The organism is Exiguobacterium sp. UBA3968 (assembly GCF_002385115.1).
GTDB lineage: Bacteria > Bacillota > Bacilli > Exiguobacteriales > Exiguobacteriaceae > Exiguobacterium_A.
Window position 1 is genome coordinate 1,349,263 of sequence record NZ_DGCW01000005.1, and the last position, 25,437, is coordinate 1,374,699.

The 25,437-nt window shown below is 44.5% G+C and carries 27 protein-coding genes; 5 read left to right on the forward strand and 22 right to left on the reverse strand.

What is annotated here, in order from left to right; all coding sequences use genetic code 11:
• Positions 1 to 25: 25 nt before the first annotated feature.
• The 3 genes from B3S86_RS08835 to typA form a co-directional block, all read right to left on the reverse strand.
• Positions 26 to 1,120, reverse strand: a complete 1,095-nt coding sequence (locus B3S86_RS08835) for a PQQ-dependent sugar dehydrogenase (protein ID WP_290751613.1) — start codon at positions 1,118 to 1,120, stop codon at positions 26 to 28.
• Positions 1,121 to 1,242: 122 nt separating this feature from the next.
• A complete protein-coding gene (locus tag B3S86_RS08840) occupies positions 1,243 to 1,596 on the reverse strand; it encodes a YlaH-like family protein (RefSeq protein WP_058264776.1) in 354 nt (117 codons plus the stop codon).
• A gap of 26 nt (positions 1,597 to 1,622) precedes the next feature.
• Entirely contained in the window at positions 1,623 to 3,470 is a 1,848-nt protein-coding gene (gene typA / locus B3S86_RS08845) for a translational GTPase TypA (protein ID WP_035406711.1), read from the reverse strand.
• A gap of 184 nt (positions 3,471 to 3,654) precedes the next feature.
• Here typA and B3S86_RS08850 point away from each other — a divergent pair, with 184 nt between their 5' ends.
• Positions 3,655 to 3,825, forward strand: coding sequence for a DUF5325 family protein (locus B3S86_RS08850; RefSeq protein WP_162236131.1), 171 nt, complete (start codon positions 3,655 to 3,657; stop codon positions 3,823 to 3,825).
• Between the two features lie 40 nt (positions 3,826 to 3,865).
• Here B3S86_RS08850 and B3S86_RS08855 read toward each other — a convergent pair whose 3' ends face one another.
• From B3S86_RS08855 to B3S86_RS08865, 3 genes are all read right to left on the reverse strand, one after another.
• Positions 3,866 to 4,651, reverse strand: coding sequence for an inositol monophosphatase family protein (locus tag B3S86_RS08855; RefSeq protein WP_035406708.1), 786 nt, complete (start codon positions 4,649 to 4,651; stop codon positions 3,866 to 3,868).
• A gap of 124 nt (positions 4,652 to 4,775) precedes the next feature.
• Positions 4,776 to 4,964 (reverse strand): hypothetical protein, encoded by a 189-nt coding sequence (locus B3S86_RS08860; protein ID WP_023468845.1) that lies wholly within the window; start codon positions 4,962 to 4,964, stop codon positions 4,776 to 4,778.
• 283 nt (positions 4,965 to 5,247) lie between these two features.
• Positions 5,248 to 5,520 carry a UPF0223 family protein gene (locus tag B3S86_RS08865; RefSeq protein ID WP_035406705.1) on the reverse strand — a complete coding sequence of 91 codons (273 nt, stop codon included), beginning with the start codon at positions 5,518 to 5,520 and terminating at the stop codon, positions 5,248 to 5,250.
• 133 nt (positions 5,521 to 5,653) lie between these two features.
• Between B3S86_RS08865 and B3S86_RS08870 the strand changes: the two genes are divergently transcribed.
• The gene (locus tag B3S86_RS08870; protein WP_290751626.1) at positions 5,654 to 7,141 is read left to right on the forward strand and encodes an aminotransferase class I/II-fold pyridoxal phosphate-dependent enzyme; all 1,488 of its coding nucleotides are present in this window, start codon (positions 5,654 to 5,656) and stop codon (positions 7,139 to 7,141) included.
• A 61-nt stretch (positions 7,142 to 7,202) separates the two neighbouring features.
• Here B3S86_RS08870 and B3S86_RS08875 read toward each other — a convergent pair whose 3' ends face one another.
• From B3S86_RS08875 to pdhA, 5 genes are all read right to left on the reverse strand, one after another.
• The gene (locus tag B3S86_RS08875) at positions 7,203 to 7,508 is read right to left on the reverse strand and encodes an SAV0927 family protein (RefSeq protein WP_035406699.1); all 306 of its coding nucleotides are present in this window, start codon (positions 7,506 to 7,508) and stop codon (positions 7,203 to 7,205) included.
• Between the two features lie 107 nt (positions 7,509 to 7,615).
• Positions 7,616 to 9,028 carry a dihydrolipoyl dehydrogenase gene (lpdA, locus tag B3S86_RS08880; protein WP_056062389.1) on the reverse strand — a complete coding sequence of 471 codons (1,413 nt, stop codon included), beginning with the start codon at positions 9,026 to 9,028 and terminating at the stop codon, positions 7,616 to 7,618.
• Between the two features lie 3 nt (positions 9,029 to 9,031).
• Positions 9,032 to 10,318 (reverse strand): dihydrolipoamide acetyltransferase family protein, encoded by a 1,287-nt coding sequence (locus B3S86_RS08885; RefSeq protein WP_035406694.1) that lies wholly within the window; start codon positions 10,316 to 10,318, stop codon positions 9,032 to 9,034.
• Positions 10,319 to 10,419: 101 nt separating this feature from the next.
• Positions 10,420 to 11,397, reverse strand: coding sequence for an alpha-ketoacid dehydrogenase subunit beta (locus B3S86_RS08890; protein ID WP_035406692.1), 978 nt, complete (start codon positions 11,395 to 11,397; stop codon positions 10,420 to 10,422).
• A 3-nt stretch (positions 11,398 to 11,400) separates the two neighbouring features.
• Positions 11,401 to 12,483 (reverse strand): pyruvate dehydrogenase (acetyl-transferring) E1 component subunit alpha, encoded by a 1,083-nt coding sequence (gene pdhA / locus B3S86_RS08895; RefSeq protein WP_035406689.1) that lies wholly within the window; start codon positions 12,481 to 12,483, stop codon positions 11,401 to 11,403.
• A 377-nt stretch (positions 12,484 to 12,860) separates the two neighbouring features.
• Here pdhA and def point away from each other — a divergent pair, with 377 nt between their 5' ends.
• Positions 12,861 to 13,400, forward strand: a complete 540-nt coding sequence (gene def / locus B3S86_RS08900; protein ID WP_290751637.1) for a peptide deformylase — start codon at positions 12,861 to 12,863, stop codon at positions 13,398 to 13,400.
• Positions 13,401 to 13,447: 47 nt separating this feature from the next.
• On the opposite strand, the gene rnjA is transcribed toward def, so the two are convergent.
• Positions 13,448 to 15,115: a ribonuclease J1 gene (gene rnjA / locus B3S86_RS08905; RefSeq protein WP_035406688.1), complete on the reverse strand. Its 1,668-nt coding sequence runs from the start codon at positions 15,113 to 15,115 to the stop codon at positions 13,448 to 13,450.
• Complete coding sequence (locus B3S86_RS08910) at positions 15,112 to 15,327, reverse strand: DNA-dependent RNA polymerase subunit epsilon (RefSeq protein WP_029342182.1); 216 nt, start codon at positions 15,325 to 15,327, stop codon at positions 15,112 to 15,114. Before B3S86_RS08910 ends, rnjA begins: the two co-directional genes overlap by 4 nt.
• A gap of 173 nt (positions 15,328 to 15,500) precedes the next feature.
• Here B3S86_RS08910 and B3S86_RS08915 point away from each other — a divergent pair, with 173 nt between their 5' ends.
• Positions 15,501 to 16,277, forward strand: coding sequence for a Cof-type HAD-IIB family hydrolase (locus B3S86_RS08915; RefSeq protein ID WP_035406686.1), 777 nt, complete (start codon positions 15,501 to 15,503; stop codon positions 16,275 to 16,277).
• A gap of 37 nt (positions 16,278 to 16,314) precedes the next feature.
• Here the strand turns inward: B3S86_RS08915 and B3S86_RS08920 are convergent, their stop codons facing one another.
• The 5 genes from B3S86_RS08920 to B3S86_RS08940 form a co-directional block, all read right to left on the reverse strand.
• Complete coding sequence (locus tag B3S86_RS08920; protein WP_035406684.1) at positions 16,315 to 16,983, reverse strand: potassium channel family protein; 669 nt, start codon at positions 16,981 to 16,983, stop codon at positions 16,315 to 16,317.
• Between the two features lie 104 nt (positions 16,984 to 17,087).
• Positions 17,088 to 18,110, reverse strand: coding sequence for a cytochrome d ubiquinol oxidase subunit II (locus B3S86_RS08925; RefSeq protein ID WP_035406681.1), 1,023 nt, complete (start codon positions 18,108 to 18,110; stop codon positions 17,088 to 17,090).
• 12 nt (positions 18,111 to 18,122) lie between these two features.
• The gene (locus tag B3S86_RS08930) at positions 18,123 to 19,520 is read right to left on the reverse strand and encodes a cytochrome ubiquinol oxidase subunit I (RefSeq protein ID WP_035406678.1); all 1,398 of its coding nucleotides are present in this window, start codon (positions 19,518 to 19,520) and stop codon (positions 18,123 to 18,125) included.
• A 234-nt stretch (positions 19,521 to 19,754) separates the two neighbouring features.
• On the reverse strand, positions 19,755 to 20,867 hold the full coding sequence (locus B3S86_RS08935) for an N-acetyldiaminopimelate deacetylase (protein WP_214854656.1): 1,113 nt from the start codon (positions 20,865 to 20,867) through the stop codon (positions 19,755 to 19,757).
• A complete protein-coding gene (locus B3S86_RS08940; RefSeq protein ID WP_023468861.1) occupies positions 20,851 to 21,741 on the reverse strand; it encodes a LysR family transcriptional regulator in 891 nt (296 codons plus the stop codon). The genes B3S86_RS08935 and B3S86_RS08940 overlap by 17 nt, the downstream gene beginning before the upstream one ends.
• Before the next feature lie 65 nt (positions 21,742 to 21,806).
• Between B3S86_RS08940 and B3S86_RS08945 the strand changes: the two genes are divergently transcribed.
• The gene (locus B3S86_RS08945) at positions 21,807 to 22,202 is read left to right on the forward strand and encodes a disulfide bond formation protein B (RefSeq protein WP_035406674.1); all 396 of its coding nucleotides are present in this window, start codon (positions 21,807 to 21,809) and stop codon (positions 22,200 to 22,202) included.
• A 69-nt stretch (positions 22,203 to 22,271) separates the two neighbouring features.
• On the opposite strand, the gene B3S86_RS08950 is transcribed toward B3S86_RS08945, so the two are convergent.
• The 4 genes from B3S86_RS08950 to B3S86_RS08965 form a co-directional block, all read right to left on the reverse strand.
• A complete protein-coding gene (locus B3S86_RS08950; RefSeq protein ID WP_056062395.1) occupies positions 22,272 to 23,543 on the reverse strand; it encodes an FAD-dependent oxidoreductase in 1,272 nt (423 codons plus the stop codon).
• Between the two features lie 115 nt (positions 23,544 to 23,658).
• Positions 23,659 to 24,477, reverse strand: a complete 819-nt coding sequence (gene nadE, locus B3S86_RS08955) for an ammonia-dependent NAD(+) synthetase (protein WP_056062397.1) — start codon at positions 24,475 to 24,477, stop codon at positions 23,659 to 23,661.
• A 33-nt stretch (positions 24,478 to 24,510) separates the two neighbouring features.
• The gene (locus B3S86_RS08960; RefSeq protein ID WP_035406667.1) at positions 24,511 to 24,957 is read right to left on the reverse strand and encodes a BsuPI-related putative proteinase inhibitor; all 447 of its coding nucleotides are present in this window, start codon (positions 24,955 to 24,957) and stop codon (positions 24,511 to 24,513) included.
• A gap of 78 nt (positions 24,958 to 25,035) precedes the next feature.
• Positions 25,036 to 25,248, reverse strand: a complete 213-nt coding sequence (locus B3S86_RS08965; protein WP_035406663.1) for a hypothetical protein — start codon at positions 25,246 to 25,248, stop codon at positions 25,036 to 25,038.
• Between the last annotated feature and the right edge of the window lie 189 nt (positions 25,249 to 25,437).

The following is a 25,437-nucleotide window of genomic DNA, read 5'->3' on the forward strand; positions in this document are numbered from 1 at the left end:
ACTTCCCTGGCAGACCTTTTTTTGTTCACCGCTTGATTCGAACCAATCGATCATCCTCGGTCGACGGAGTCCCTCTACCATCTGTATTGTTCGTAATATAATAAATTGACGTCTTATCAATCCACACATCGCGAATCCGCCCTTGATTTTCGACAATCGTTTTGACCTGTTTCGTCTTTAAATCAATCGCTTGTAATCGTTGACCTACAAGTGTTGCAAAATACAACGTATCATCCGCTTCTGCAATCCCACTTGGTGCAACGGATCGCTCTCCCACTTCGTACCACGGTGTCACGAGTCCCTCTGCTTTCTCTGTTCCTTCAATCGTTGGCCATCCATAATTTTTTTGTTCAATTCGATTAATTTCATCGTGTCCACTTTGTCCGTGCTCACTTGCATACAGTTGGTCATCGACGAAAACAAGCCCTTGTGGATTTCGGTGACCAAGACTATAGACATAGCCTTTTTGATTCCCCTTGAACGGTTTTCCTTCAGGTGTGATGCGTAAAATTTTTCCTGCAAGTGAATCGATGTCTTGCGCCAGTTCAGGATTTGCTGCGTCTCCTGCTGTGACGTAGAGTGCACCTTCTGGACCCCACTCAAGTCGTCCTCCGTTGTGAATCGTCGCTCCCGGAATATCGTCGAGTAACACACGCTCTTCGACCCACTGATGGCCTTCCTCTTTGATTGCAATGACACGATTGGTCGCTTGATTTTGTTTTGCATACGTATGATAGACGTATGCCGTCTTATTGTTCTTAAAATCAGGGTCAAGTACCATACCGAGTAATCCACTTTCTCCTTCAGCAATTACATCTTTCTTCAGTTGCAAGCGCATCCTCTCATAATCACCTTGTTTTCCTTTGACGATTGTTCCTTCGCGCTCTGTAATATAAAAAGTCTCTCCTTCGCGAACGATATTCCATGGGGCGTTTAGCTCTTTAAATACGACTCCTTCTTGCGTTTGTGATGATTGCGTATCTTCTTGATTACCTGAATCCTGTTGATTGTTTTTTTGTGTCTTCTGATTGGTTTCCTTTGTTGACGATTCTTCTGACGTTTGTGTACAGCCGATCAGAATACCCGCTAACAGCAGGGGTATGACATACCTTATTTTCACTGTTTTCTCCCCCCTTTTAGTATCCCTGTTCCCGCTACGCTTTAAATCATGCATCTGAATTAGCACAAAAAAAGAACGAACCTCCGAAGAGATTCGTTCTTTTGATTCATGACATGCTTCCGTCAAGAAGCTGTCCGTTCACGTTCACGCTTGACCATCCACATCCGGAAGCGATAAATACCAAGTACGAAGACCATCGCAAGGAGTACTTCAGGAATCGGCCATGTCCAGAAGACAAGCGTCAATGCTGCCGAGAAGACAGCGAGCAACAGATAGACGATCAGTGATTTCCACCATGCTAGTTCCTTAGCAAATCCTAACTTAAAGACGACAAGCGTCAAGATGACGACGGTGATCATTAAAGGATAAAATCCCGTTTCGATGTTATTCGGATCACTTCCGACACCGAGAAGTTTCGCGATGAACGGAATATCGTATTTCGGAAAATCAGAAGCAACGGCAGCTTGTGCATTCATTGCCAATCCCCCTATTCGTTCAAGACTCAATCTTTACCTAGACGACGACGTTTTTCTTGCTTTTCACGTTCGTTTTTGTTCAAGACTTGTTTCCGGAGACGAACCGATTGTGGTGTGATTTCACAGTACTCATCTTCATTCAAGAATGTCAACGACTCTTCAAGTGAGAAGACACGTGGACGTTTAAGAACGTTCGTTGAGTCTTTTGCAGATGCACGCATGTTCGTTAATTGTTTTGCTTTAACGACGTTGACAGCGAGATCGACATCACGGTTACATTCGCCGATGATCATACCTTCGTATACTTCAATACCAGGCTCGATGAAGATCGTTCCGCGGTCTTCAAGAGCTGAGATCGCGTAAGCAGTTGCTTTACCCGTTTCGATTGAGACCATAACACCACTACGACGTCCACCGATATCCGCTTGGATGAACGGACGGTATTCTTCGAACGTGTGGTTCATGATTCCGTATCCGCGTGTAGCAGAAAGGAATTCGTTACGGTAACCGATCAAACCACGTGAAGGAACGATGAATTCCATTTTCGTTTGACCGTTGTCCATTGTTTGCATGTTCGTTAATTCACCTTTACGGAGACCAATCGATTCCATGACAGAACCTGTGTACTCTTCTGGTGTATCGATGACGACGCGTTCGAATGGCTCGACTTTGACACCTTCTTCTTCTTTGATGATAACTTGCGGTTTAGATACTTGGATTTCGTATCCTTCACGGCGCATGTTCTCGATCAAGATCCCGAGGTGAAGCTCCCCACGACCAGAAACGATCCAGCGGTCCGGTGAATCCGTGTTTTCGATACGGAGTGAAACGTCCGTCTCAAGTTCTTTTTCAAGACGCTCTTCGATTTTACGTGAAGTAACAAGATCCCCTTCACGACCAGCGAATGGCGAGTTATTGACGATGAATGTCATTTGAAGCGTTGGCTCATCGATACGTAATAATGGGAGTGGATCAACGTGTGAAGTTGGGCAAACTGTTTCACCGACGTTGATGTCTTCCATACCAGCGATCGCAATCAAGTCTCCTGCTTTTGCAGTTTCGATTTCGACACGTTTTAGACCGAAGTAACCGAACAACTTCGTGACACGGAAGTTCTTCGTTGAACCGTCAAGTTTTGAAAGTGAAACGCTATCGCCAACTTTGATTTCGCCACGGAAGACACGACCAACACCGATCCGTCCGAGGTAGTTATCATAGTCAAGCATCGTAACTTGGAACTGAAGTGGCTCCATTGTGTTATCGACAGGTGCTGGTGTATGCTCAAGAATTAAATCAAGAACGTTCGTGATTGTATCTTCTTGTTTATCTAATTCAGGTTCGAATGAACTTGAGCCGTTGACTGCCGATGCATAAACGACTGGGAATTCGAGTTGATCTTCGTCAGCTCCGAGGTCGATCAAGAGATCCACGACTTCGTCGACGACTTCAAGAGGACGGACCATCGGTTTGTCGATTTTGTTGACGACGACAATTGGTTGAAGTCCTTGCTCGAGTGCTTTTTTCAAAACGAAACGTGTTTGTGGCATACAGCCTTCACGTGCATCGACAACGAGGATGACGCCATCCACCATACGCATGATTCGCTCAACTTCTCCACCGAAATCGGCGTGTCCTGGCGTATCAACGATGTTGATGCGTGTGTTTTTGTAGTCGATTGCAGTGTTTTTCGCAAGAATCGTGATTCCACGTTCCCGCTCGATGTCATTTGAGTCCATTGCGCGTTCTTCGACTTGTTCGTTCGTACGGAACGTACCAGACTGTTTTAAAAGCTCATCGACTAATGTTGTTTTACCATGGTCAACGTGAGCGATGATCGCAACGTTGCGTAAATCATTTCGTACTAATGTTGTCATAGGTGTGTACCTCTTTCTATTCATTTAAATAAATCTTATCATACTTTCGGTCAACTTTAAGAGTATAGCACAGGTAGAGTCCTAATTGGCAATGACTAAGATTCGACATCATCTCGAAAGCCTTTTCATTATTCTTCATTCACGCTACACTGTTAACGTACTCACGGGTAGAGGGGGAAAAAACATGCGTCTACTATTTTTGTTACTTGCCATGCTTGCAGTAGGATCCATGGCAGGCATCGGCATTTTCATCGCGGAACAAAACGTACCGATGACGATCGCCTCTGTCGTCTTGATGATAGTTGCGATGGGTGCCGGATTCGTTTTAAAGGCACGTTTGCGCAAACAAACATGACTGAGAAGGTTCCTTTCGTTTAAAACGAAAGGACCTTTTTTCAATCCTCTTGTGTTTGTACGAACGTCAATACATCTTCAACGAATGTCTGGCTCCCTGCTAATACACTCGTTTGCTCGAGAAACGACATCGGCTCTCCGGTAATCGTCCCGACACGTCCACCAAGCTCTTCAATCAATAATTGACCGGCTGCATAATCCCAAGGCATGTTACGCATCGTGATATATCCATCAACGCGTCCGGCAGCCGTCCATGCGAGTTCAAGGGAAGCTGCACCAATCGCTCGTACACCTACTGCGTGTCGCACGAGCGGAGCAAGACGATCCGTGTTAATTCGACGGTTCGGCGTCACCCAGGTAGCATTCATACAGATGATCGCTTCCTTAACGCTCCGTTCTGTCAGTTGAGGTAACCGAATACCGTTTTGATAAGCCCCTTGTCCTTTGATGACATGAAATAGCTCGTCAGCCATGACATCATAAACAAATCCGTACCGTAATTCCCCTTCCATCATGATCGCAATTGAGATGGCGAACATTCGCTTTTGACGGATGAAGTTCATCGTTCCGTCGATCGGATCAACGAACCAAATCGTACCTTCGAGTGTATCGGGTCGAGCGATGCGCCCCTCTTCACCATAAATATGATGATCCGGATAGCGATCTAGAATACCTTTAATCAATAAATCCTCGACGGCTTGATCAATCTCCGTCACTAAATCACTTTTTCCGGTTTTCTGTTCAATGTGATACGACACATCAATCTTTTCGCGAATGTATTTCCCTGCTCGCTTGATCAAGTCTATCGCATCCAACTCGATTTGCATCTTCCTTCACTCCTTCATCATCGTTTCCAGCTTCTTCTATAGTAACAAAAAAAGAAAACCAGCGAACGATTCGCTGGTTGAAGTAGTGATATTTTATTATAAGGTAGAGAAAAGGACGTTGAAATCAAGCTTCAAGACGTACCATCTCTTGACGATATTTTTCGAGGCGCTCTTTACTTGCACCAACAGCTTCTGCGTCACTTGCCACCATCGCATCATGTAATGTAGCAAGCTCATAGTCGATTTCGAGACGCAATACAGGAATGCGTTTTTCTGCATCTTTTCTCTTGTATGCTTCTATCACTTGTTTCACAGTAACCACACTCCTTCGCGGGATAAACAGAAGTTTAATTTGTCAGACAATCGCGACTTATCAGTGGATTGAATCAATAATAGTACGATTCAACTTAGATGTAAAGCATCTAATTTTAAAAAATACAGTTTCACATATTTGTAAGGATAACGTCTTGTATGTAGTATATAGCCGCTTCCCTTCCACTTTAAACAAATGATGATCATTTTCCGCACATTTCCAGTCCGTATAAAAGATAAGACTCCTATACGATCGCATAGGAGTCTTATCTTTTATGATGTCATTATTTTTTCATGCGCACGATTGGATCTTCTTGGCGTTTTGCCTGTTGCATCGTCCGATAACTTGAGCAACCTGTCTCTTCCATATAAAACTGATCCCACTGTTTTTCCTCGGATTTCGAGGTGACGATTTGCTTAAATTCCCGATATGCCTCGAGCAAACGTTGTCGTTCTACACCTGATTCATACGCTTGTTCGACTAAATTGAAAAAGTCGATGACTTTCACAATTTCTTCCGTCGACCAATCGGAATTGAGCGGATAATTCAATGCCATCATTCCCACTTCCTTTCTGCACTTTTCTATTTTACACGGAAAAGAAGCATAAAACAGTTGCAACCGCCCGAAAACTTGTTATAGTTAGCTTGTTTGATTGTATTTTTATTCGGTTTTAAGGGGGGGAAATCTGGTGCAAACAAAAAGCTTAACACAGCTCGATACACCTTTATTCGATGCGCTACTCGCGCATGCGAAACGTCAACCAATTCAATTTCATATTCCCGGTCATAAAAATGGTCAAGGAATGGATTCAGCCTTTCGATCGTTCATCGGTCAGAATGCGCTCGATATCGATTTAATCAATATCGCTCCCCTTGATGATCTTCATCATCCAAAGGCAATCATTAAGGAAGCTCATCAATTGGCAGCTCAAGCCTTCCATGCCGACGAAACGTTCTTTTCCGTACAAGGAACGTCAACCGCAATCATGGCAATGATCATGAGCGTCGTCGGACCTGATGATAAAATTCTCGTTCCTCGAAATGTTCATAAATCGGTGATGTCAGCTATCGTTCTTTCTGGTGCGCACCCGATTTTCATTCATCCTGAATTCGATGAAACATTTGGTATCGCACACGGTATCACACCAAGCGCGGTAGAACGTGCCCTTGCACTTCATCCTGATACAAAGGCAGTGCTCGTCATCAACCCGACCTATTTCGGCGTTGCTGGCGACTTGGAGAGCATCGTCAAACTTTCCCATAGTAAGGGTATTCCGGTACTCGTCGACGAAGCACACGGCGTCCATATCGCCTTCCACGAAGATATGCCATTATCTGCAATGCAAGCAGGAGCTGATCTCGCAGCAACGAGTGTCCATAAACTCGGTGGATCACTCACTGGAAGCTCTGTTTTAAACGTTCGCCGGGGTCTTGTCTCTCCGGATAAGGTTCAAGCGGTACTCTCGATGTTGACGACGACTTCAACATCCTATCTACTGCTTGCTTCTCTTGACTGCGCACGGCGCCATCTTGCAATCAACGGTGAAGCGATGAATCGTCGGGCACTCGAACTCGCGACACGGATGCGTTTCGGATTAGCGAAGCTTCCTTATCTCGCCGTTTTCGGCGAATCCGATCTTCATTCAAGTGCGACGTTCGCTTTTGATCCAACGAAAGTGCTCGTTTCCGTTAAGGGACTTGGTATTTCTGGTCACCTTGTCGAAGAGTTTTTGCGTGAAGAACATCGGATCGAAGTTGAACTTTCTGATTTAAATAATATCCTTGTCATCATCACTTCTGGTGACTCGGAAGAGACAATCGATGCATTCCTACATGCGATGTCTTTACTTGTTGCACGCTATCAGAATAATGGCGCTGAAACGACTGATCACTCAATCGTCCTTCCAGACATTCCAGCGCTCGCTCTCAGCCCACGTGATGCTTTCTATGAAGAAACAGAGACAATTCCGTTAGTCGATGCGGTCGGACGGATTTCAGCTGAATTCATGATGGTGTATCCTCCTGGTATTCCCATCTTTATTCCTGGCGAAATGATCACGGCAGACAATCTTGCCTATATTAAAGAAAACATTGAAGCTGGTCTTCCGGTTCAAGGTCTTGAGGATCATTCGCTCGAGACGATCAAAGTCATTCAGCAATCGAATGCAATTCGGTGAAGACAAAACAAAGCAGTAATCCTTACTAGATGAGGATTACTGCTTTTTTAATTGGATCGTTTCATTCTGCATATTCATCGTTTGGCGAACAAGGAATGAATGCCGCTAATGCTTCACCAATTAATGCAACATCCTCTTGCTCAATTGCAAAAGTACGAGCTAAAACTTCTCCATTTAACACATCCTGTTGATCAAATAACGCTGACTGACCACCGGTTAAACTAACGACGAGTACTTTCCCAAAAAATTGTCCTGTACAGATGACAGCGAAATCATAGCGAGCGAATGCGGTCGTCCAGCCTACAAAGCGAACCTTATCCATCTCTGATACGTAATACAGCTCCTCTAAGGCAGTCACGGATTCCATATGCGTCCACCCTCTCCGTTTTTTATTCTTTTCCTTTTTTGAATCAAGACAAAACAAAAAAAACACCTCATACACGGTCGGCTCCCCGTGCATGAGGTGTTTCGGAATTATTTAATGATATGGATCGGGCTACCGATTGCAACTTCAGCAGTTTCCATTGCGATTTCACCAAGTGATGGGTGCGCGTGGATTGTGAGTGCGATATCTTCAGCTGTCATACCAGACTCGATTGCGAGTCCCATTTCAGCGATCATATCAGAAGCGCCTGTACCAGCGATTTGCGCGCCGATCAAGAGACCATCTGATTTACGAGTAATCATTTTCAAGAAGCCGTCTGGCTCGTTGAGTGCAAGTGCACGACCATTCGCAGCGTAAGGGAATTTAGACGCGACATAGTCGAGTCCTTCTTCTTTCGCTTGTGCTTCCGTGTAACCGACTGTAGCGAGTTCTGGGTCTGTGAAGACGACCGCTGGAATCGCGCTGTAGTCGAGGTATGCAGGGTGTCCTGCAGCTGCTTCAGCAGCGATTTTAGCTTCGAATGAAGCTTTGTGCGCAAGTGGTGGTCCTGGAACGATATCACCGATTGCGTAAATGTTTTCGTTTGAAGTACGGCACTGATCGTCGATTTCAACAAGACCACGGTCGCTGACTTTGACTTCTGCCATTTCAAGACCAAGATCACTTGTGTTAGGACGACGACCAACAGTGACGAGGACGTAGTCCGCTTCAACTGTTTGTGCTTCACCGTTGACTTCGAATGTTACTTTAACACCATCTTCTGACTCTTCCACACTTTGTGCAAGTGCTTCGTTGTGGATCGTGATGTTACCTTTTTGTTTGAGCTTTTTCTTGACGACTTGTGTCATAGCAGGCTCGAAACCAGAAAGGATGTCTTTTGTTCCTTCAAGAATGACGACTTCTGTATCGAAGTTCGCATACGCTGTACCAAGCTCCATCCCGATGTATCCGCCACCGATGACGATGAGTTTTTTCGGGATTTCAGGAAGGTTCAATGCGCCTGTTGAAGAAAGAACGCGTTTTGACCATTTGAAAGCTGGAAGTTCGATTGGAGTCGAACCAGTCGCGATGATACATTTCTTGAATTTGTAAGGAGTCGAAGAATCTTCGTTGATGATACGAACTGTATCTTCTGATTGGAAGTAAGCTTCCCCAACGACAGTCTCGACTTTGTTGCCTTTAAGAAGACCACTAACGCCGCCAGTCAATTTGTTGACGACAGATTGTTTCCAAGATTGAACTTTCGAGAAATCGACAGTTGCATTCTCAGAAGTGATCCCCATATCGCTTGAACCTTTAGCGTGCTGGAAGTTATGTCCTGCAGTGATCAAGGCTTTTGATGGGATACATCCTACGTTTAAGCAGACACCGCCGACGTTTTCACGTTCAACGATTGTTACTTTCATACCAAGTTGCGCGCCGCGGATTGCAGCAACGTAACCACCAGGGCCAGCCCCGATTACGAGTAAATCTGTTTCTTGTGCGAATTCACCTACTACCATTGCTTATCCCTCCATGATGAGAAGTTGTGGGTCGTTCAATAGGCGTTTAACTAAGTTAAGCGCGTTTTGTGCAGTTGCACCATCGATGAGACGGTGGTCGAAGCTGAATGAAAGTGCAAGAACTGGTGCAGCAACGATTTCGCCGTTTTTGACGACCGCTTTTTCAGCGATACGACCGATACCGAGGATTGCAACTTCTGGGTGGTTGATGACTGGTGTGAACCATTGACCGCCAGCAGAACCGATGTTAGTGATCGTGATTGATCCGCCTTTCATCTCGTCGCCAGAAAGTTTTCCGTCACGTGCTTTACCAGCAAGGTCATTGATGTTGTCAGCAAGTGCGAAGATCGACTTACGATCTGCATCTTTGACGACTGGTACGACAAGACCGTTGTCTGTATCAGCAGCAATACCGATGTTGAAGTAGTTTTTGTAGACGATTTCTTCGTTTACATCGTCGATTGATGCGTTGATTGCCGGGTATTTTTTAGCAGCAGCAGTCAATGCTTTTACGACGAACGGAAGGTAAGTCAATTTCGTACCTTGAGCAGCCGCAACTTCTTTGAAGTTTTTACGGAGTGCAACGAGGTTCGTAACATCCACTTCGTCCATGAGTGTTACGTGTGGAGCTGTATGTTTCGAATTAACCATTGCTTTCGAAATCGCTTTACGGATTCCTTTGATTTTCTCGCGTGTTTCAAGTTCAGGTTGAGCAGCAACGTATGGCTTCACTTCTGTTTTTGGTGCAGAAGCAGCTGGTGCTTTTTCTTCAGTTGCTGGTGCATCAGAAGTTTGTCCACCGTTTGCGAATGCATCGATGTCTTCTTTAACGACACGACCGTTGTCTCCAGAACCTTGGACTTCACGGATGTCGACACCTTTTTCACGTGCATATTTACGGACAGATGGCATCGCGATGACGCGTTCTGATTTATGGATTTGAACCTCGTTTGGTTTGTCTTCCACTTTTTGATCGGTATCTTGAACGTCTTTCGCATTTTCTTCAGCTTTTGGTTGCTCTGCTTCTTCAGAAGGAGCAGAACCTTCGCCTTCGACTTCGAAAGTGATGAGGACGTCGCCAACGACAGCTACGACACCTTCGTCAACTTTTACTTCTTTAACAGTACCATCAACTGGCGATGGAATTTCAACGACTGCTTTATCGTTTTGTACTTCAAGAAGAACATCATCTTCTTTGACAGTGTCGCCCGCTTTTACGAACCACTTTACGATTTCACCTTCATGAATACCCTCACCGATATCCGGCAATTTGAATTCAAATAAACCCATTTGAATATGCCTCCTTTTAGTTCACTCTTCTAGTCGATTGTTATCTGTAAAAACGGAAGCAAGGAGAGAATGTACCCCTCTCCTTATTTTCCGAAATGCTCTTAGAAATTGTAGACAGTCTTGACTTTCTCGACGATATCTTTGTGATCCGGGATCCAGACGTCTTCACCTTGTGCGAATGGGAAGATCGTATCTGGAGCAGCAACACGAAGAATCGGTGCTTCGAGGTCAAGGATTGCACGTTCTTGGATTTCAGTTGCAACCATTGCAGCGATACCCGCTTGTTTTTGTGCTTCTTGAACGACGACGACACGGTTTGTTTTCTTGACAGAAGCAAGAATCGTATCGATATCGATCGGGCTGATCGTCATCAAGTCGATGATTTCGACGCTGATGTTTTCTTTTTCGAGCTCTTCTGCTGCTTTAAGTGAAGCGTGCACCATCGCACCGTAAGTGACGATTGTTACATCTGTACCTTCACGTTTTACATCAGCTTTTCCGAGTTCGATCGTGTAATCGCCCTCTGGCACTTCACCGCGGAATGAACGGTAGAGTTTCATGTGCTCGAGGAATACGACTGGGTCGTTATCACGGATTGACGCGATCAAGAGACCTTTTGCATCGTATGGTGTTGAAGGAATGACAACTTTAAGTCCTGGTGACTGAGCCATGAGCCCTTCGAGGTTATCTGCGTGAAGTTCCGGTGTTTTAACACCGCCACCGAATGGTGAACGGATTGTTACAGGTGCATTGTATGTGCCACCTGAACGGTAACGGAGACGCGCGAGTTGTGCTGCAACTGAATCGAATACTTCGAATACGAATCCGAAGAATTGGATTTCCATGATTGGACGGAATCCTGTCAGACTGAATCCGACAGCAAGACCACCAATACCTGATTCCGCAAGTGGTGTATCGAAGACACGGTCTTCGCCGAGCTCATCTTGAAGACCTTCTGTCGCACGGAATACCCCACCGTTTTTACCGACGTCTTCACCGAACAAGAGAACTTGTTCGTCGCGTTTCATCTCGACGCGCATTGCGTCAGTGATCGCTTGGATCATCGTCATTTGTGCCATGGGTTATTTCGACTCCTTTGCTGTATACTCATCAAGCTGCTCTTGCAGGTTTAGTGGAAGCTTTTCAGCCATCACGTTGATGAAATCTGTAACTTTTTGTTTTGGTTCTTTGTCAGCTTGTGCAAGTGCTTCCTTAACGTCAGCTTTAGCTTGCTCGATGACTTCGTTCTCTTTATCTTCGTTCCAAAGACCTTTTGCTTCCATGAAAGCACGGAAACGGACGAGTGGATCTTGTGCTTGATACTCATCATCCATGTCTTTTGTACGGTAACGTGTTGGATCATCACCAGCGAGTGTGTGTGGTCCATAACGGTAAGTCAATGTTTCGATCAATGTCGGAACACCGTTAAGTGCTTCTACGCGTGCTTGTTTCGTAGCTGCGTATACAGCAAGAACGTCCATACCGTCGACTTGGATACCATTGATACCAGCAGCAACAGCTTTTTGAGCGATTGTTTTCGCCATAGATTGTTTTTCGACAGGTGTCGAGATTGCGAAACGGTTGTTTTGAACGACGAAGATTGCAGGTGCTTTGAAAGCTCCAGCGAAGTTCATACCTTCATAGAAGTCCCCTTGTGAAGAACCACCATCACCTGTGTAAGTGATCGCTACTTGTTCTTTACCGCTTTTCTTAAGACCGAGAGCAACACCAGCCGCTTGAACGATCTGCGCACCGATGATGATTTGTGGCATTAAGACGTTAACACCTTCAGGAATCTGACCACCTGTGATGTGACCGCGTGAGAACAAGAATGCTTTGTAAAGTGGGAAGCCATGGAAGACCATTTGTGGAATATCACGGTATCCAGGAAGAATCCAGTCATCTTTATCCAAAGCGAATTGCGTACCGATCATTGACGCTTCTTGTCCAGCTACTGGAGCGTAGAAACCAAGACGTCCTTGACGGTTAAGTGAGATTGCACGTTGGTCCCAGATACGTGTGTATACGAGACGGCGCATTAATTCCGTAAGCTCTTCATCCGAGAGGTCTGGCATAGCGTCTTTATTGACGACTTCACCTTTCTCGTCAAGAATGCGGAACGTTTCAAAGTTTTCTTCCACGTTTTTAAACATGTTTACGTTCATCTTTTCACCTCATCCTTTCACTGCGTTCAGCGAAATATTCCTCTGACTGATTTGCCCACATGACAATAGTGTCCAAAAAACGAAGTCCCGTGTGACTATCCTTTGAACATGTGTCTGTGTACCTATTCAGTTGAGTAAACTGTATTATCATGAATCGACACGTTATAGTGTCTTGTTCATTACGTTACAAGTATAAATCTGTAACACCTTAAAATCAAAGGAAATGTTTTATTTTTTTCACGTTTCACATTGTGAATTCAATCACAAAACTAGAATATTCCATCTTCTGTATCATTCGATATTTTCCTACTGTGTTAGTTGTCATCATTCCCCACTTTCCTATGCTATACTTTTTGTAGACGAAAGGAGTGTTGTTCATGATCACCATGAATGAAATCGTACGCGAAGACGTTCCTGCTCTTCACGAACGGTCAGTAGAAGTGACCTTCCCTCTCAGCGATGAGGATAAGGAAACGATGCGACTCATGCGCGAGTTCCTCGCCAACAGTCAAGATGATGAAATTGCGAAGAAATACGATTTACGAAGCGGCATTGGACTTGCAGCACCACAAATCGGTGTCAACAAGCGCATGTTCGCAATCCGCTTACCGGATGGTGATGATTTGCTGGAATTTGGTATCTATAATCCAAAAATCATCAGTCATTCCGTCGAGCAGACGTATTTAACGGGCGGCGAAGGATGTCTGTCCGTCGACCGTGAAGTCGAAGGACATGTACCGCGCTATATGCGTATTACCCTAACTGGCATCGATCATAACGGAAATCCTCTAAAATTACGTTTAAAAGGTATGAAAGCAATCGTCTGTCAACACGAATATGATCATTTGGATGGTGTCATGTTCTATGATCGGATCGATAAAAAAGAACCATTCAAGGAATATGGTCCTGCCACATAATACAAAAAATCCTCGTTTCCGTTTCCGGAAACGAGGATTTTTTCGAATCAGACTTCCATGATGATCGGCATGACCATCGGATGACGTTGTGTTTTTTCAGTTAAATACGGTGTGAGCGTATCATTGATGACTTGTTTGATGTCCGTCCATTTCGTGTTACGGTTCGCAAGCGATTGATCAAGCGAACGCTTAAGTAGACGTTCAGCATCTTTAATCAAATTACCTGACTCACGCATGTAGACGAAACCACGCGAGATGATATCCGGTCCTGAGACGAGACGATTCGTTTTAGAGTCAAGCGTCACGACAACGACGACAAGTCCCTCTTCTGAGAGAATACGGCGGTCTCGTAAGACGATGTTACCGATATCACCGATTCCTTTTCCATCGACATAAACGGCATTCGCTTGAATCTTCCCAGTAATAGCAGCTGCATTCGCATCTAATGCCAGTACTTCACCGTTATCCATGACGAAGCAGTTCTCTTCCGGTACACCAGCATCCATCGCAAGCGACATATGCTTCTTCAGCATCCGGTATTCCCCGTGAATCGGCATGAAGTATTTCGGATTCAATAGACGTAACATGAGCAACTGCTCTTGTTGACTACCGTGACCTGATGTATGGATATCATTCAGTTTACCGTACATGACATCTGCGCCAGCTTTATATAGCTGATTGATCGTCTTTCCGACAGAAACGACGTTTCCTGGGATTGGTGACGAAGAGAAGATGACGAGATCATCTGGAATGATTGAAATTTGACGGTGTGTTCCGTTTGCGATACGGCTAAGGGCCGCCATCGGTTCTCCTTGTGAACCGGTACAAAGGATCGTCAACTCGTTTGATTTATAACGCTTCATCTCGTTCGGCTCGATGATCGTACCCTTCGGCGCCTTGATGAAGTCAAGTTCTTGACCAATCATCATGACCTTATCCATGCTACGTCCGAAAACGACGATTTTTCGTCCTGCTTCAACAGAAGCATTGACGACTTGTTGGAGACGATAGATGTTCGATGCGAATGTCGCGAAAATGATTCGTCCTTCCGCCTTACGGAAGATGTCTGAAATCGTTTCCCCAACGACACGTTCGCTCATCGTAAAACCTTCCACTTCAGCGTTCGTAGAATCCGATAAGAGGCACAAGACGCCTTCCTTACCAAGTTCAGCCATTTTCGCTAAATCAGCAGGTTCTCCGACCGGTGTGAAATCGAACTTAAAGTCCCCTGTATGCACGATATTGCCTTGTGGTGTCTTGACGACGACACCGAACGAGTTCGGAATCGAGTGTGTCGTACGGAAGAACGAGATACTCGTCTTCCGAAACTTGATGATCGAATCTTCATCGATTTCATGAAGTTCTGCATTCCGAAGCAAACCGTGTTCTTCTAGTTTGACTTTAATGAGACCCATTGCAATTTTTCCAGCGTAAATCGGTAAGTTTACTTGTTTAAGCAAGAAAGGAAGACCGCCAATATGGTCTTCGTGACCGTGCGTGATGAAGACCCCTTTGACCTTATCTTTGTTCTTGATCAAATAAGTGTAGTCCGGAATGACATAGTCGATTCCGAGTAATTCATCCTCAGGGAACATGACACCCGCGTCGATGACGATGATTTCATCTTGGAATTGAACGACATACGTGTTCTTTCCGATTTCCCCGAGTCCACCGAGTGCGAAGACGGCGGCTTGATGGTTTTTGACGAACTTCATTCGAACGTCGCAACCTTGAAGTCAGGATGTTGTTGTTCGTATGTCAAAAATTCTCCACTAACTTCGCGGATGAACTCAATGTTGATCTCTTTGAGGTGGTCAATCGTTGATCGCACGTCACGAATGCTTTCCCCTTCTACATACATCGTTTCTGTCCGTTCACGAACAGGTGCTTCCGAACGAAGCGGTTGGTAAAATACTTTAAAAATCATGTCTAGCAACTCCTTATCAGTACATTGTTTTTTGTCCTTAGTACAGTATACACGATACATGGACTATTTTTCATCCTTATTCCGCATGTTCCCTTCCGGCAACACGCTTTTGGTTATGCTATACTTTCACATGAACAGGTCATTTCGACCAATTAAAAAGAGAAGGTGAAACCATGGCAAATCAGAAAGTCGTCTTTTTCGATATCGACGGAACCTTATTGCATGATGGTCATTTCGTTCCGGAATCAACAAAACAGGCAATTCGTCAACTTCAAGAAAACGGTGTATATGTAGCGCTTGCGACCGGACGCGGTCCCGCAATGTTATCTGGGATTCGTGAGTTGCTCAACATTGATACGATCATCGGTTACAACGGGCAAATTGTCGTTCATCAAAACGAAATCATCTACAAACGTCCACAACCTAAAGTCGATCTGACACATTTGACGCAACAAGCAAAGGAAAACGGACATACGCTTGTCTATCTTGGCGAAACAAAAGGTTTTACAACGAAATCAAATGATTTTCATGTCGTTGATTCGCTCGGAGATCTCGACATGCCGTTACCGCTTCACGATGAAGAAGCCTTCTTGTCTCATGATGTGTTTCAAACGCTTGTCTACTGCACGGCAGAAGAAGAAGCAGATTACATCAAACGTTACGATGCTTTTGATTTCATTCGCTGGCATCCCCATGCGATGGATGTCATCAACGTTGGATCCTCGAAAGCAGAAGGCATCAAACAGTTCTTGAAATTGACAAACATTCGCCGCGAGGATACCTTCGCTTTTGGAGATGCTCTCAATGACCTTGAAATGCTACGCTATGTCGGAACCGGTATTGCAATGGGCAACGGACTTCCGGAAACAAAAGCCGCTGCCGATTATGTCACGAAACCTATTCTTGAAGACGGTATCGCACATGGACTTAAAGAATTCCAACTCATCTAATAGATAGATGTAAAGCTGAGGCATGCCTCAGCTTTTTTTAGTTCTTTACTTTATGAATCGCGCGTTCTAAGCGATCAAGATCTTCGTTCTCACCAATGACGACGAGATAATCGCCTTTTTCGATGACTTCATCTGCCTGCAAGGAGATCATGACATTTTCACCCCGTTTGATGGCGACAACATTTGCTCCATATTTACTTCGTAAGTCGAGATCAATCAAGGTTTGTTTTGCCATCCGATCACTGACTTTAATCTCAACGATTGAGAATTCTTGTGATAAGTCTAAGTAGTCAAGGATATTCGAACTCATCAATCCGTTCGCAATCCGAACCCCCATATCTCGCTCAGGGTGAACGATGAAATCCGCTCCAATTTTTCGCAATACTTTTTCATGGTAATCATTCGTTGCTTTGACGGTAATCGATTGCACACCGAGCTCTTTTAAAATCAACGTCGTCAAGATAGACGCTTGAATGTTTTCCCCAATAGCGACGATGACATGATCAAAGTTTCGAATCCCCAAACTTTTTAAAACGTTCTCATCGGTCGTATCGGCAATGACAGAATGTGTCGCAATCCCCATGAATTCGTTGACACGTTCCTCATCGGAATCAATTGCCAAGACATCATAGCCGTTTTTCGATAATTCGCGGACAATCGAGCCACCAAAACGCCCTAGTCCGATTACTGCAAACTCTCCATTCATTTTCACAACTCTCCTTCACAATCGCTCTTCATTAGTAGTGTACCCGATTCAATTTAAAAATACTATAAACGCCTCTGCGAATCGCAGAGGCGTTTATCCATTCATTATTTTGATGATTTTCCACGTACATAATCGTTATCGAACAAGAAGAGCCGTAAAATCAAATACAACGCCGGAATTAAGAGTAAAAGTCCGAAGATGAAAACGACGACGAGTGCGGAAGCCATCGTTTCGTTTACGACTGCTTTGTTGATATCGATATAGGGATACAAGATATATGGCAAGTGTGTATATCCGTAACCGAACCACGCGACTGCATACTGTAACATGACCGCGACGAACGCGATGCCATAGTTTTTCTTCATATAGACGAGTGTCACGGCAATGAGGAAAAATAAGAAACTAGCAGCGAACCACCACCAGTTGCCGTTTAGGATATTTTCATAATGCCATGCCGCTTGGTTCTTCAGTCCAAAGAAGACGAGCGCACAGACGAGGATTGTTGGTCCACTCCAAAAGAGTGCCCATTTCCGAATAAGCGGCGTAGCTCCCTCATCTTTCGCTTTATCCGCGTAGAATAAGAGGAACATCGCGCTGATGTATAAGACAGATACGATAGCGAGCGCTACGACCGTCCACGAGTAAAAGTTCGAAAATAATTTCGTTCCTAAAAACTCAACTGTATCATTCGTTTTGCGGATGAAACCACCTTGACTGATTGTCAATGTCGTCGACATCGCAGCAGGAATCAGCAACCCTGTCGCTCCATATAAAAATGTGTAGAACATGCTGTCGTTTGATCCATAATTGGCGAACGCATAAAAACTACCACGAATCGCAATCAAGACAAGAACAATTGACGCTGGTACGAGTAGTGCCGTACCGAAATAATAAGCGGAGTCTGGGAAGAACCCAACTAGTCCTACGAAGAAGAATACGAAGAAGACATTCGTTACCTCCCAAACAGGAGAGAGGTAACGAAGAATCAATCGATTCGTCAGATGATCCCGCTTCGTATATTTTGAATAAAAGGCGTAAAATCCAGCACCGAAGTCAATTGAGGCAACGATGAGATATCCGTACAGGAAAGTCCAAAGGACTGTGATTCCTAGTGTTTGAACGTCCAAATCGTTCCCTCCTTACTTGTTATCATCCACGAACATTGCTTCACCGCGTGCATGGTGGTTTTCAGCAAGTTCTTGAAGTTCTTTTCCAACCGTGTTTTTCTTAAACATCCGTAATAAGACGACCGTACAAATCGTACCAAGCAACAAGTACAATGCACTGAATAAAATGAGCATCGGACCAACCGCTGTTGAAGTCGTCGCCGCGTCCGCTGTTCGCATGATACCGTAAAGCGTCCAAGGTTGACGACCAATCTCAGCGTACATCCATCCCGCTTCGATTGAAATCATCGCTAACGGACCACCGATGAACACCCCTCGTAAAATCCACTTATTATATGGATTCAATTTTTTCAATCGGAATGCCAAGATGAACAAAGCAGAGATAGCAGTCAAGTACATCCCAATCGATACCATGATATCAAAGAAATAGTGGACGATCAGTGGTGCTTGATCTTCTTTTGCGAATTCGTTTAAACCGATGACTTCCGTATTCGGAGCCCCACCTGCAAGAATTGAGAGCGCATATGGGATTTTGACGGCTCCTTTGATTTCATAACTGCCGTCTTCTTGCTGATCAAGTATCCCACCAAAAATCAATTCTGCTTCATTTGTCGTATCAAAATGCCATTCCGCAGCTGCTAGTTTTTCTGGCTGGTATTTCGCTAAATATTTCCCTGAGAAGTCACCGACAAGTGCTGTCGAGAACGCGAAAATCAGACCAGCCATGACAGTGAGACGAAGAGCTTTCTTATGATATGCCGTCTCTGCTGCTGAGAGTGTCTTTTTGCGAAGCAAATGGAACGCCGCGATTGCTGCCAAGATAAAGGCAACAGTCAAGTAAGCTGAAACGATGACGTGTGTCGCCTTCGTCGGTGTCGCTGTATTAAACATTGCTTTTAATGGTTCGATTTGCGTTAACGTACCATTGACGATCTTAAATCCTTCTGGTGAGTTCATGAAGGAATTGACTGTCGTGATGAAGAACGCTGATGCTGTCGCACCAATGACGACTGGAATCCCAATCAACCAGTGCAACCATGGATTTTTGAACCGGTCCCACGTATACAAGTAAATACCAAGGAAAATCGCTTCAAAGAAGAACGCGAACGTTTCCATAAATAGTGGCAAAGCAATTGTTTGACCCGCTACTTGCATGAGTGACGGCCAAAGTAATGATAGTTGCAAGCCGATTGCCGTCCCTGTTACGACACCGACTGCTACGGTAACGACGTATCCACGCGTCCACCGTCTTGCTAATAAGATATAATCTGGATCTTTGCGTTTCAGACCGATGAATTCAGCTGCCAGTACCATGAGCGGTACTCCGACACCAATCGTCGCGAAAATAATATGAAACGCTAGTGTGAGCCCTGTCAACAATCGACTGAGCACTACGGGATCATTGAACATGTATTTAGCCCCCTCTTCCTAAAACATACTTCTCTATATGGTCTATAACCGTATCATAGAGAACATAACCCTTTGTGTCTGTTTATAATGTTTGATGTAACAAATTGTTCACATATACACGTGATTTTTTTCACAAAATGTTCGAAAACTCTTATTCCTACATATATTAAAAACTTTCCCATTCCTGAATTCGAAAGGGAAAGCTTTATATCCTTTATTATTTCATAAAAATTTTTAAACATACTCTCGGAAATAATGGTCAAGTAAATCAATGACAAAAGAAATGGCTGATTCATCCGGGTTTAATGTTGGTTGATGCAAACCAGATGTCGGATTATCGACGCCGAGCCAGAACATCATCCCTGGGATCTCTTTCAGCATGAAACCAAAATCTTCCCCTGTCATCGCCGCGTCACATTCGATATAGTTGGCATTCATCTTTACGAATGATGAGAATTTATCCACGATTTGCCGGTCGTTGACGACTTCATAATAGCGATTACCGAATTGCAGATCGATTTTAACACCAAACGAAGCTTCGATTCCTCGAATGATGTCACGGACACGACGTTCGAGTTTTTCCATGTCTTCGCCGTTTAGCGCACGCATCGTTCCGTCAAGAACCGCTCTACCGGCAATGACATTCTCACGAATACCTGCATCCACTTTCCCAATCGTGATGACACTACAATTCATCGGATTAATGGATCGACTGACGATCGTTTGCAATTGCATGATCAAGGCTGCTTGCGCAACAACTGTATCAATCGTCAAATGAGGAAAAGCCGCATGACCACTTTGACCATAGATCGTGATATGAACTTCTCGAGCACTCGCGAACAGTACGCCTGGACGACTAGCAATCGTACCGACTGGATATTCCGGTGCAACGTGAAGACCATACATCTCACTCGGACGATATTTTTCAAACAATGGACTTTTAATCATCGGCTCCGCCCCGCCCGGTCCTTCTTCTGCCGGTTGGAATAAAAAGACGACATCATCCATGACTGGTAGTTCAACGATCCGTTTCATCAACCCTAAAGCAATCGAGGCATGCATGTCATGACCACACGCATGCATGAACCCTGGGTGTTCTGAGCAATACGGAAGCCCTGTCGCTTCTTCAATCGGTAACCCATCAATATCTGCGCGATACCCGATCGTTCGGTTTCCAGTCAATCCTTTCACTCGAACGAAAACACCTGTTTCAAATGTGTCATATGTGACACGATCTGGCGGATATGCACGAATTTGTTCCAATATAAAAGCTTGCGTCTTAAATTCCTTGAACCCTGGTTCCGGTATTTTATGAAGCGCGCGCCGCATCTCAATGGCGTATTCCATCTGACTGACTTCCTCCTTCTTCTTTTACGATGTCCCAAAAAGCTTGGACTTGTTTTAATTCAAGCATCGATTCCGTGGACAAGATCCAAGTATCTCGCTTCAGTACTTTTCCGGATGATGTCTTCAACGGAAGCTGCATGACTTCATTCGATTGCTGAATCGTCGACTCAGGTAAGATAGCAAAACCGATGCCATGTAACGCCATCTGTTTGCATGTCTCGATTTGATCGACGACCAAAGTCCGAGAGGGTGGACTTGCGAACCGATCTTGCCACCACTCTAAAATTTCTTGATAGTACGTCGAATCACTTTTGAACTGGATGAACGGGCGATCCGTCACACGCAATTGTTCAATCGACGTCAACTCACTATCAACTAGATAGAGCGGATCTGAGAAAAGGCGCTCTTTAACACCTTTCCAGTCCGGGTTTCCACGAATGATCCCGATATGAAAGTGTTCCTCTAACATATGACGCATCATCTCACTTGACCATCCGGTGACCAACTGGACACGCACATGCGGATAACGCTCGACGAATCGTTTTAAGACACGCGGGAGCCAGTATTGTCCCATGATGGAGGCGACAGCAATCCGAAGCGTTCCGTAAACGGCACCCTCTTCTGCCGTCAATTCACTTTTTAGTTCGAGTTCCTTCCGATTCATCTCTTTTGCGAGACCAATCACTTTTTCTCCTTGCGGTGTGATGCTTAAGCCACGCGATGAACGAATGAATAGTTTGGTTCCCCAGCGTCTCTCAATCGCAACAAGACGTTGACTAAGCGCAGGTTGTGAAACGAATAATCGTTCAGCAGCTCGCCTCATATTCAATTCTTCCGATAAAGTGATCAACATTTCCATTTCCGACACTTGCAATGTGAGATTCGACTCCTCATGATATAAGATGGCATTAGTTTAACACGTTAGAAAGGACGATACATATGACACGCTATCATTTTATGTTCATCATCTCAACGATTGCAACGCTTGGCAGTCTCTATTTTAGTGAAATTCGTGGATTCATTCCCTGCCCTCTCTGTTGGTGGCAACGACTATTCATGTATACGACAGCCTTTTATTTGCTCATATCCTTGTTCCGGTCGAAAACGATCGATCCACTCTTTGTACGCCTATATGTGCTTGCCGGCTTTGGTGTCGCCTTGTACCATGTCATCCTTGAGCGTTTACCCGATGGCGAAGCGTTATGTTCGAGTGGCTGTCTCATCAAATGGGTCAACTATTTCGGTTTCTTGACGATTCCGATGATGAGTCTCATTGCCTTTACATTACTCTTGATTCTAGCGTTCTATCCAGCACGTTCGAACAATGAAGCGTAAGATATGAATCTTTGGTCAATACAAAGAAGGAGAAGTCAATTCGGCTTCTCCTTCTTTTGTCGTTTTACATCACGTCCATCGATTGAAAACACTTACGGCGCTTGAGAACGCAAGCTCTGAGAGTTGTCCCGTCCCTTCACACCAGTCTCCGACGAAAGCAACACCTGCATGTCCCGGAATTTGAGTCGCAAGAGGACCTTGCCCCATTTTCCATTTGATTTCTTGTACGACTGCTCGTTTAATCGTTCGTTCTGCAACGATACGTTCTCTCCAGTCTGTGAAATGAACGTCAAGCATCTGTTCGATTCCCGTTCGAACATGTCCGATATAATCAGGATCCTCAAGTCGATCGTGTTCAAGATAAGCGATTGCTTGAAGGACTTGACCATCCTTTGGTGCGAGGCTTGCATCATAATGCGATAAATCCGTGATGAACGCTCGATGCGAACGGTCGTAGATGTATGAATACGGTGTTTGGATATAAGGCTGAAGTCCGAGATCATACACGAAAACTTCGACGGGTTCATGACTCGCATGCGGTGTCACGAATTTTTGGATCGTCGTTGGAGTCGCCATTTTTAAGATTTCACGTGGTGGTACGGCAAAGATGATCCGTTCCACATTCCATTCTTGTTTTTTTCGATCACGTACCAAGAATCCTGTCGTAGTCAATTCGACTGCTGTTATTTTTGTTTTTTTCAAGATCTCTCCGCGATTCTCTAGGATGATCCGTTCCAATTCCTGTACTAACCCTTGCCAGCCCCCTTCGATGTATGAGACAGGCTTTCGCGTCCGAAAAAGCTTTTGATAATACTCGAAATAGACATCTGATGGAATTTTTTCTGGTTCTGCCGTAAAAAAATTCGTTGATGCCAAATCAAGCATCAACTGTGCCACTTGTTCATCGACGCGTTCTGTTTTTAACCATTGCCCGATGGATTGTTGCGGATTCCCTCGTTCGACTCGTAAAATCGTTTTAATAATCTCCCATGTAAAACGTACTTTGTTCGTTCCTTCGATGACTTCTGTTTTCAGTAGTCCCCAGGCATTCGCAGGAACAGCCGTCAAATGACCTGAAAACTCATATTTCGCACGACTCGCTGAAAAATCAAGCCACGTCACTTCGATACCGAGTTGTTTCGTTAATTTGCGAAGAATTGATTGATCGCGTCCATAAATCGCATGGGCACCGTAATTAAATGTAAAGCCCTTTACGGTTTGAGAGGTGGCACGTCCTCCGAGTAATCCAGCATCCCAGAGCGTGACCGGTGTTCCTTGTTTTGCAAATAACGCCGCTGCTGTCAATCCGGATAACCCTCCACCTATGATCCCAATCGTCATACTCTCGCCTCCTCAACCATCGTTTCTCTTCTTTTCCCATAACGACCGGAGAAGAATCGAAGAACATGAAAAAAGACATGATTTCAATCATGAAATCATATCTCCTTATTTTTGATTATGCTTTCCACCATTCATCAAGTGGTGAGACGGGCATATGATGCTTATGTCCAACACGTTTATACTGCGTCTCTAACTTTTCTTGACTTGCTTCTGAAATCGACTTACCTTCCAAATAATCATCAATTTCTTCGTATGTCATTCCGAGTGCCACTTCGTCTGGTAGTGCCGGACGATTTTCTTCAAGGTCTGCTGTCGGAACTTTTTCAATCAAGACTTCTGGGGCGTTCAAGTAACGTAAGAGTTGTTTCCCTTGCCGTTTATTCAGTCCCGATAATGGTGTTAAGTCACATGCACCATCCCCATGTTTCGTGTAGAATCCCGTCACGAATTCGGCTGCATGATCCGTTCCAACGACTAAACAGCCATAATGAGCGGCTAAATCATATTGACTCTTCATTCGTTCTCGCGCTTTCGTATTTCCTTTGCTAAAGTCTGAAAGTTCTGCACCTGTCGCCTCTTCGAATGCCCGCATCGATGCTTCGACCGCTGGTTTGATATTCACACGAAGCGAATGATCCGGTTGAATAAAAGTCAAGGCTGCCTGTGCGTCTGCTTCATCTTGTTGTTCACCATAAGGCAAGCGGACCGCATAAAATGAGACATCTTGTCCCTCTTCTTTTCGCAACTCTTCAACTGCCAGTTGGCATAGACGACCTGCGAGCGTTGAATCTTGTCCCCCGGAGATGCCTAATACGAATCCCTTCGCCCCTGTATGCTTGAGATACGCCTTCAAGAAGGCTACCCGCTCGTTTACTTCTTGGGCTGGATCAATGATAGGTTTAACGCCTGTCACTTGGATGATTTCTTGTTGCATGAATAAATTCACTCCTTCACATCGTTTTGATCGTCATTTTGAATCAATCATTTGGTGATCCGTCGTTTGTTTTGCATTTGCTCCTTTGAACTGGCGGATTGTCGATACGCGAACTTCCTTGCTATCACCTAAAGAGGAGATCGGTAATTCAACCGTGTACTGTTTCGTTTCGCGTTTTGTGAACGTATCCTTCTCAATCGCTTGCGTGAATACTTGCTCTTTCTCAAAATCATACGTTACGTGTTGTTTCGCATCAATCAATTGAGCCTGAAATCGTTGCGAGGAAGGATATGTCACGTTTACACTGTGATCATTTGGATTCGTTAAGGAAATGTCTAATTGCATCATACTGTCTTGCTTTGTCGTTTTGACTGCAATCTGAATCGGTTCGTTCATGGTTTTTGTTGCCTGTTGTTTCTTTTCTTGGCAACCTGCTAAACAAACAGTAAGCAGCAACAGAATGAAAACGAGACGTTTCATTTCATCCCTCCTTTTATCTAATCAATTTTATCACAAAAAAAAGCGAGAGAGGATTTCCTCTCTCGCACATTTCATCTCTTATGCTACAGGTAAAGTAGATGGATTCATCTTGAACGAAAACAATTGCTCTAAACCTGTCGCAAACAGTTCGTCACAAATATCTTCTGCCGCGTTTGCTGGTGCAACCAATGTAATCGTACGACTGTCAATTGTTTCGATCGTGACATATACCCCTGTTGTTGTCCGTTCCTTGTATCCTACTGCTAAATCAGTTTCAGCGAAAAGTAACATATCCCCGATTCTCCCCTTTTCTCATTCATATGCCAAGCCAAAAGATGACCTACATGCTTCGAATTCGTTATTGTAGGTTTACTGTATCAAAGAGATGAAAAAAGAAGAGAATAGTCATTCGACATTTCATTTCAAAACAATATTCCAGTTCAAATAGGGATATTTTGGAATAATCTATATAGTTGTTGC

Bases quoted from the DNA above. Each gene is read 5' to 3' on its own strand.
- B3S86_RS08840 (WP_058264776.1), bottom strand. From the start codon at position 1,596: ATGAATGCACAAGCTGCCGTTGCTTCTGATTTTCCGAAATACGATATT.
- typA (WP_035406711.1), bottom strand. From the start codon at position 3,470: ATGACAACATTAGTACGAAATGATTTACGCAACGTTGCGATCATCGCT.
- B3S86_RS08850 (WP_162236131.1), top strand. From the start codon at position 3,655: ATGCGTCTACTATTTTTGTTACTTGCCATGCTTGCAGTAGGATCCATG.
- B3S86_RS08855 (WP_035406708.1), bottom strand. From the start codon at position 4,651: ATGCAAATCGAGTTGGATGCGATAGACTTGATCAAGCGAGCAGGGAAA.
- B3S86_RS08865 (WP_035406705.1), bottom strand. From the start codon at position 5,520: ATGGCATTGAATTATCCGCTCAATTCCGATTGGTCGACGGAAGAAATT.
- B3S86_RS08875 (WP_035406699.1), bottom strand. From the start codon at position 7,508: ATGGAATCCGTGACTGCCTTAGAGGAGCTGTATTACGTATCAGAGATG.
- lpdA (WP_056062389.1), bottom strand. From the start codon at position 9,028: ATGGTAGTAGGTGAATTCGCACAAGAAACAGATTTACTCGTAATCGGG.
- B3S86_RS08885 (WP_035406694.1), bottom strand. From the start codon at position 10,318: ATGGGTTTATTTGAATTCAAATTGCCGGATATCGGTGAGGGTATTCAT.
- B3S86_RS08890 (WP_035406692.1), bottom strand. From the start codon at position 11,397: ATGGCACAAATGACGATGATCCAAGCGATCACTGACGCAATGCGCGTC.
- pdhA (WP_035406689.1), bottom strand. From the start codon at position 12,483: ATGAACGTAAACATGTTTAAAAACGTGGAAGAAAACTTTGAAACGTTC.
- def (WP_290751637.1), top strand. From the start codon at position 12,861: ATGATCACCATGAATGAAATCGTACGCGAAGACGTTCCTGCTCTTCAC.
- rnjA (WP_035406688.1), bottom strand. From the start codon at position 15,115: ATGAAGTTCGTCAAAAACCATCAAGCCGCCGTCTTCGCACTCGGTGGA.
- B3S86_RS08910 (WP_029342182.1), bottom strand. From the start codon at position 15,327: ATGATTTTTAAAGTATTTTACCAACCGCTTCGTTCGGAAGCACCTGTT.
- B3S86_RS08915 (WP_035406686.1), top strand. From the start codon at position 15,501: ATGGCAAATCAGAAAGTCGTCTTTTTCGATATCGACGGAACCTTATTG.
- B3S86_RS08920 (WP_035406684.1), bottom strand. From the start codon at position 16,983: ATGAATGGAGAGTTTGCAGTAATCGGACTAGGGCGTTTTGGTGGCTCG.
- B3S86_RS08930 (WP_035406678.1), bottom strand. From the start codon at position 19,520: ATGTTCAATGATCCCGTAGTGCTCAGTCGATTGTTGACAGGGCTCACA.
- B3S86_RS08935 (WP_214854656.1), bottom strand. From the start codon at position 20,867: ATGGAATACGCCATTGAGATGCGGCGCGCGCTTCATAAAATACCGGAA.
- B3S86_RS08945 (WP_035406674.1), top strand. From the start codon at position 21,807: ATGACACGCTATCATTTTATGTTCATCATCTCAACGATTGCAACGCTT.
- B3S86_RS08950 (WP_056062395.1), bottom strand. From the start codon at position 23,543: ATGACGATTGGGATCATAGGTGGAGGGTTATCCGGATTGACAGCAGCG.
- nadE (WP_056062397.1), bottom strand. From the start codon at position 24,477: ATGCAACAAGAAATCATCCAAGTGACAGGCGTTAAACCTATCATTGAT.
- B3S86_RS08960 (WP_035406667.1), bottom strand. From the start codon at position 24,957: ATGAAACGTCTCGTTTTCATTCTGTTGCTGCTTACTGTTTGTTTAGCA.
- B3S86_RS08965 (WP_035406663.1), bottom strand. From the start codon at position 25,248: ATGTTACTTTTCGCTGAAACTGATTTAGCAGTAGGATACAAGGAACGG.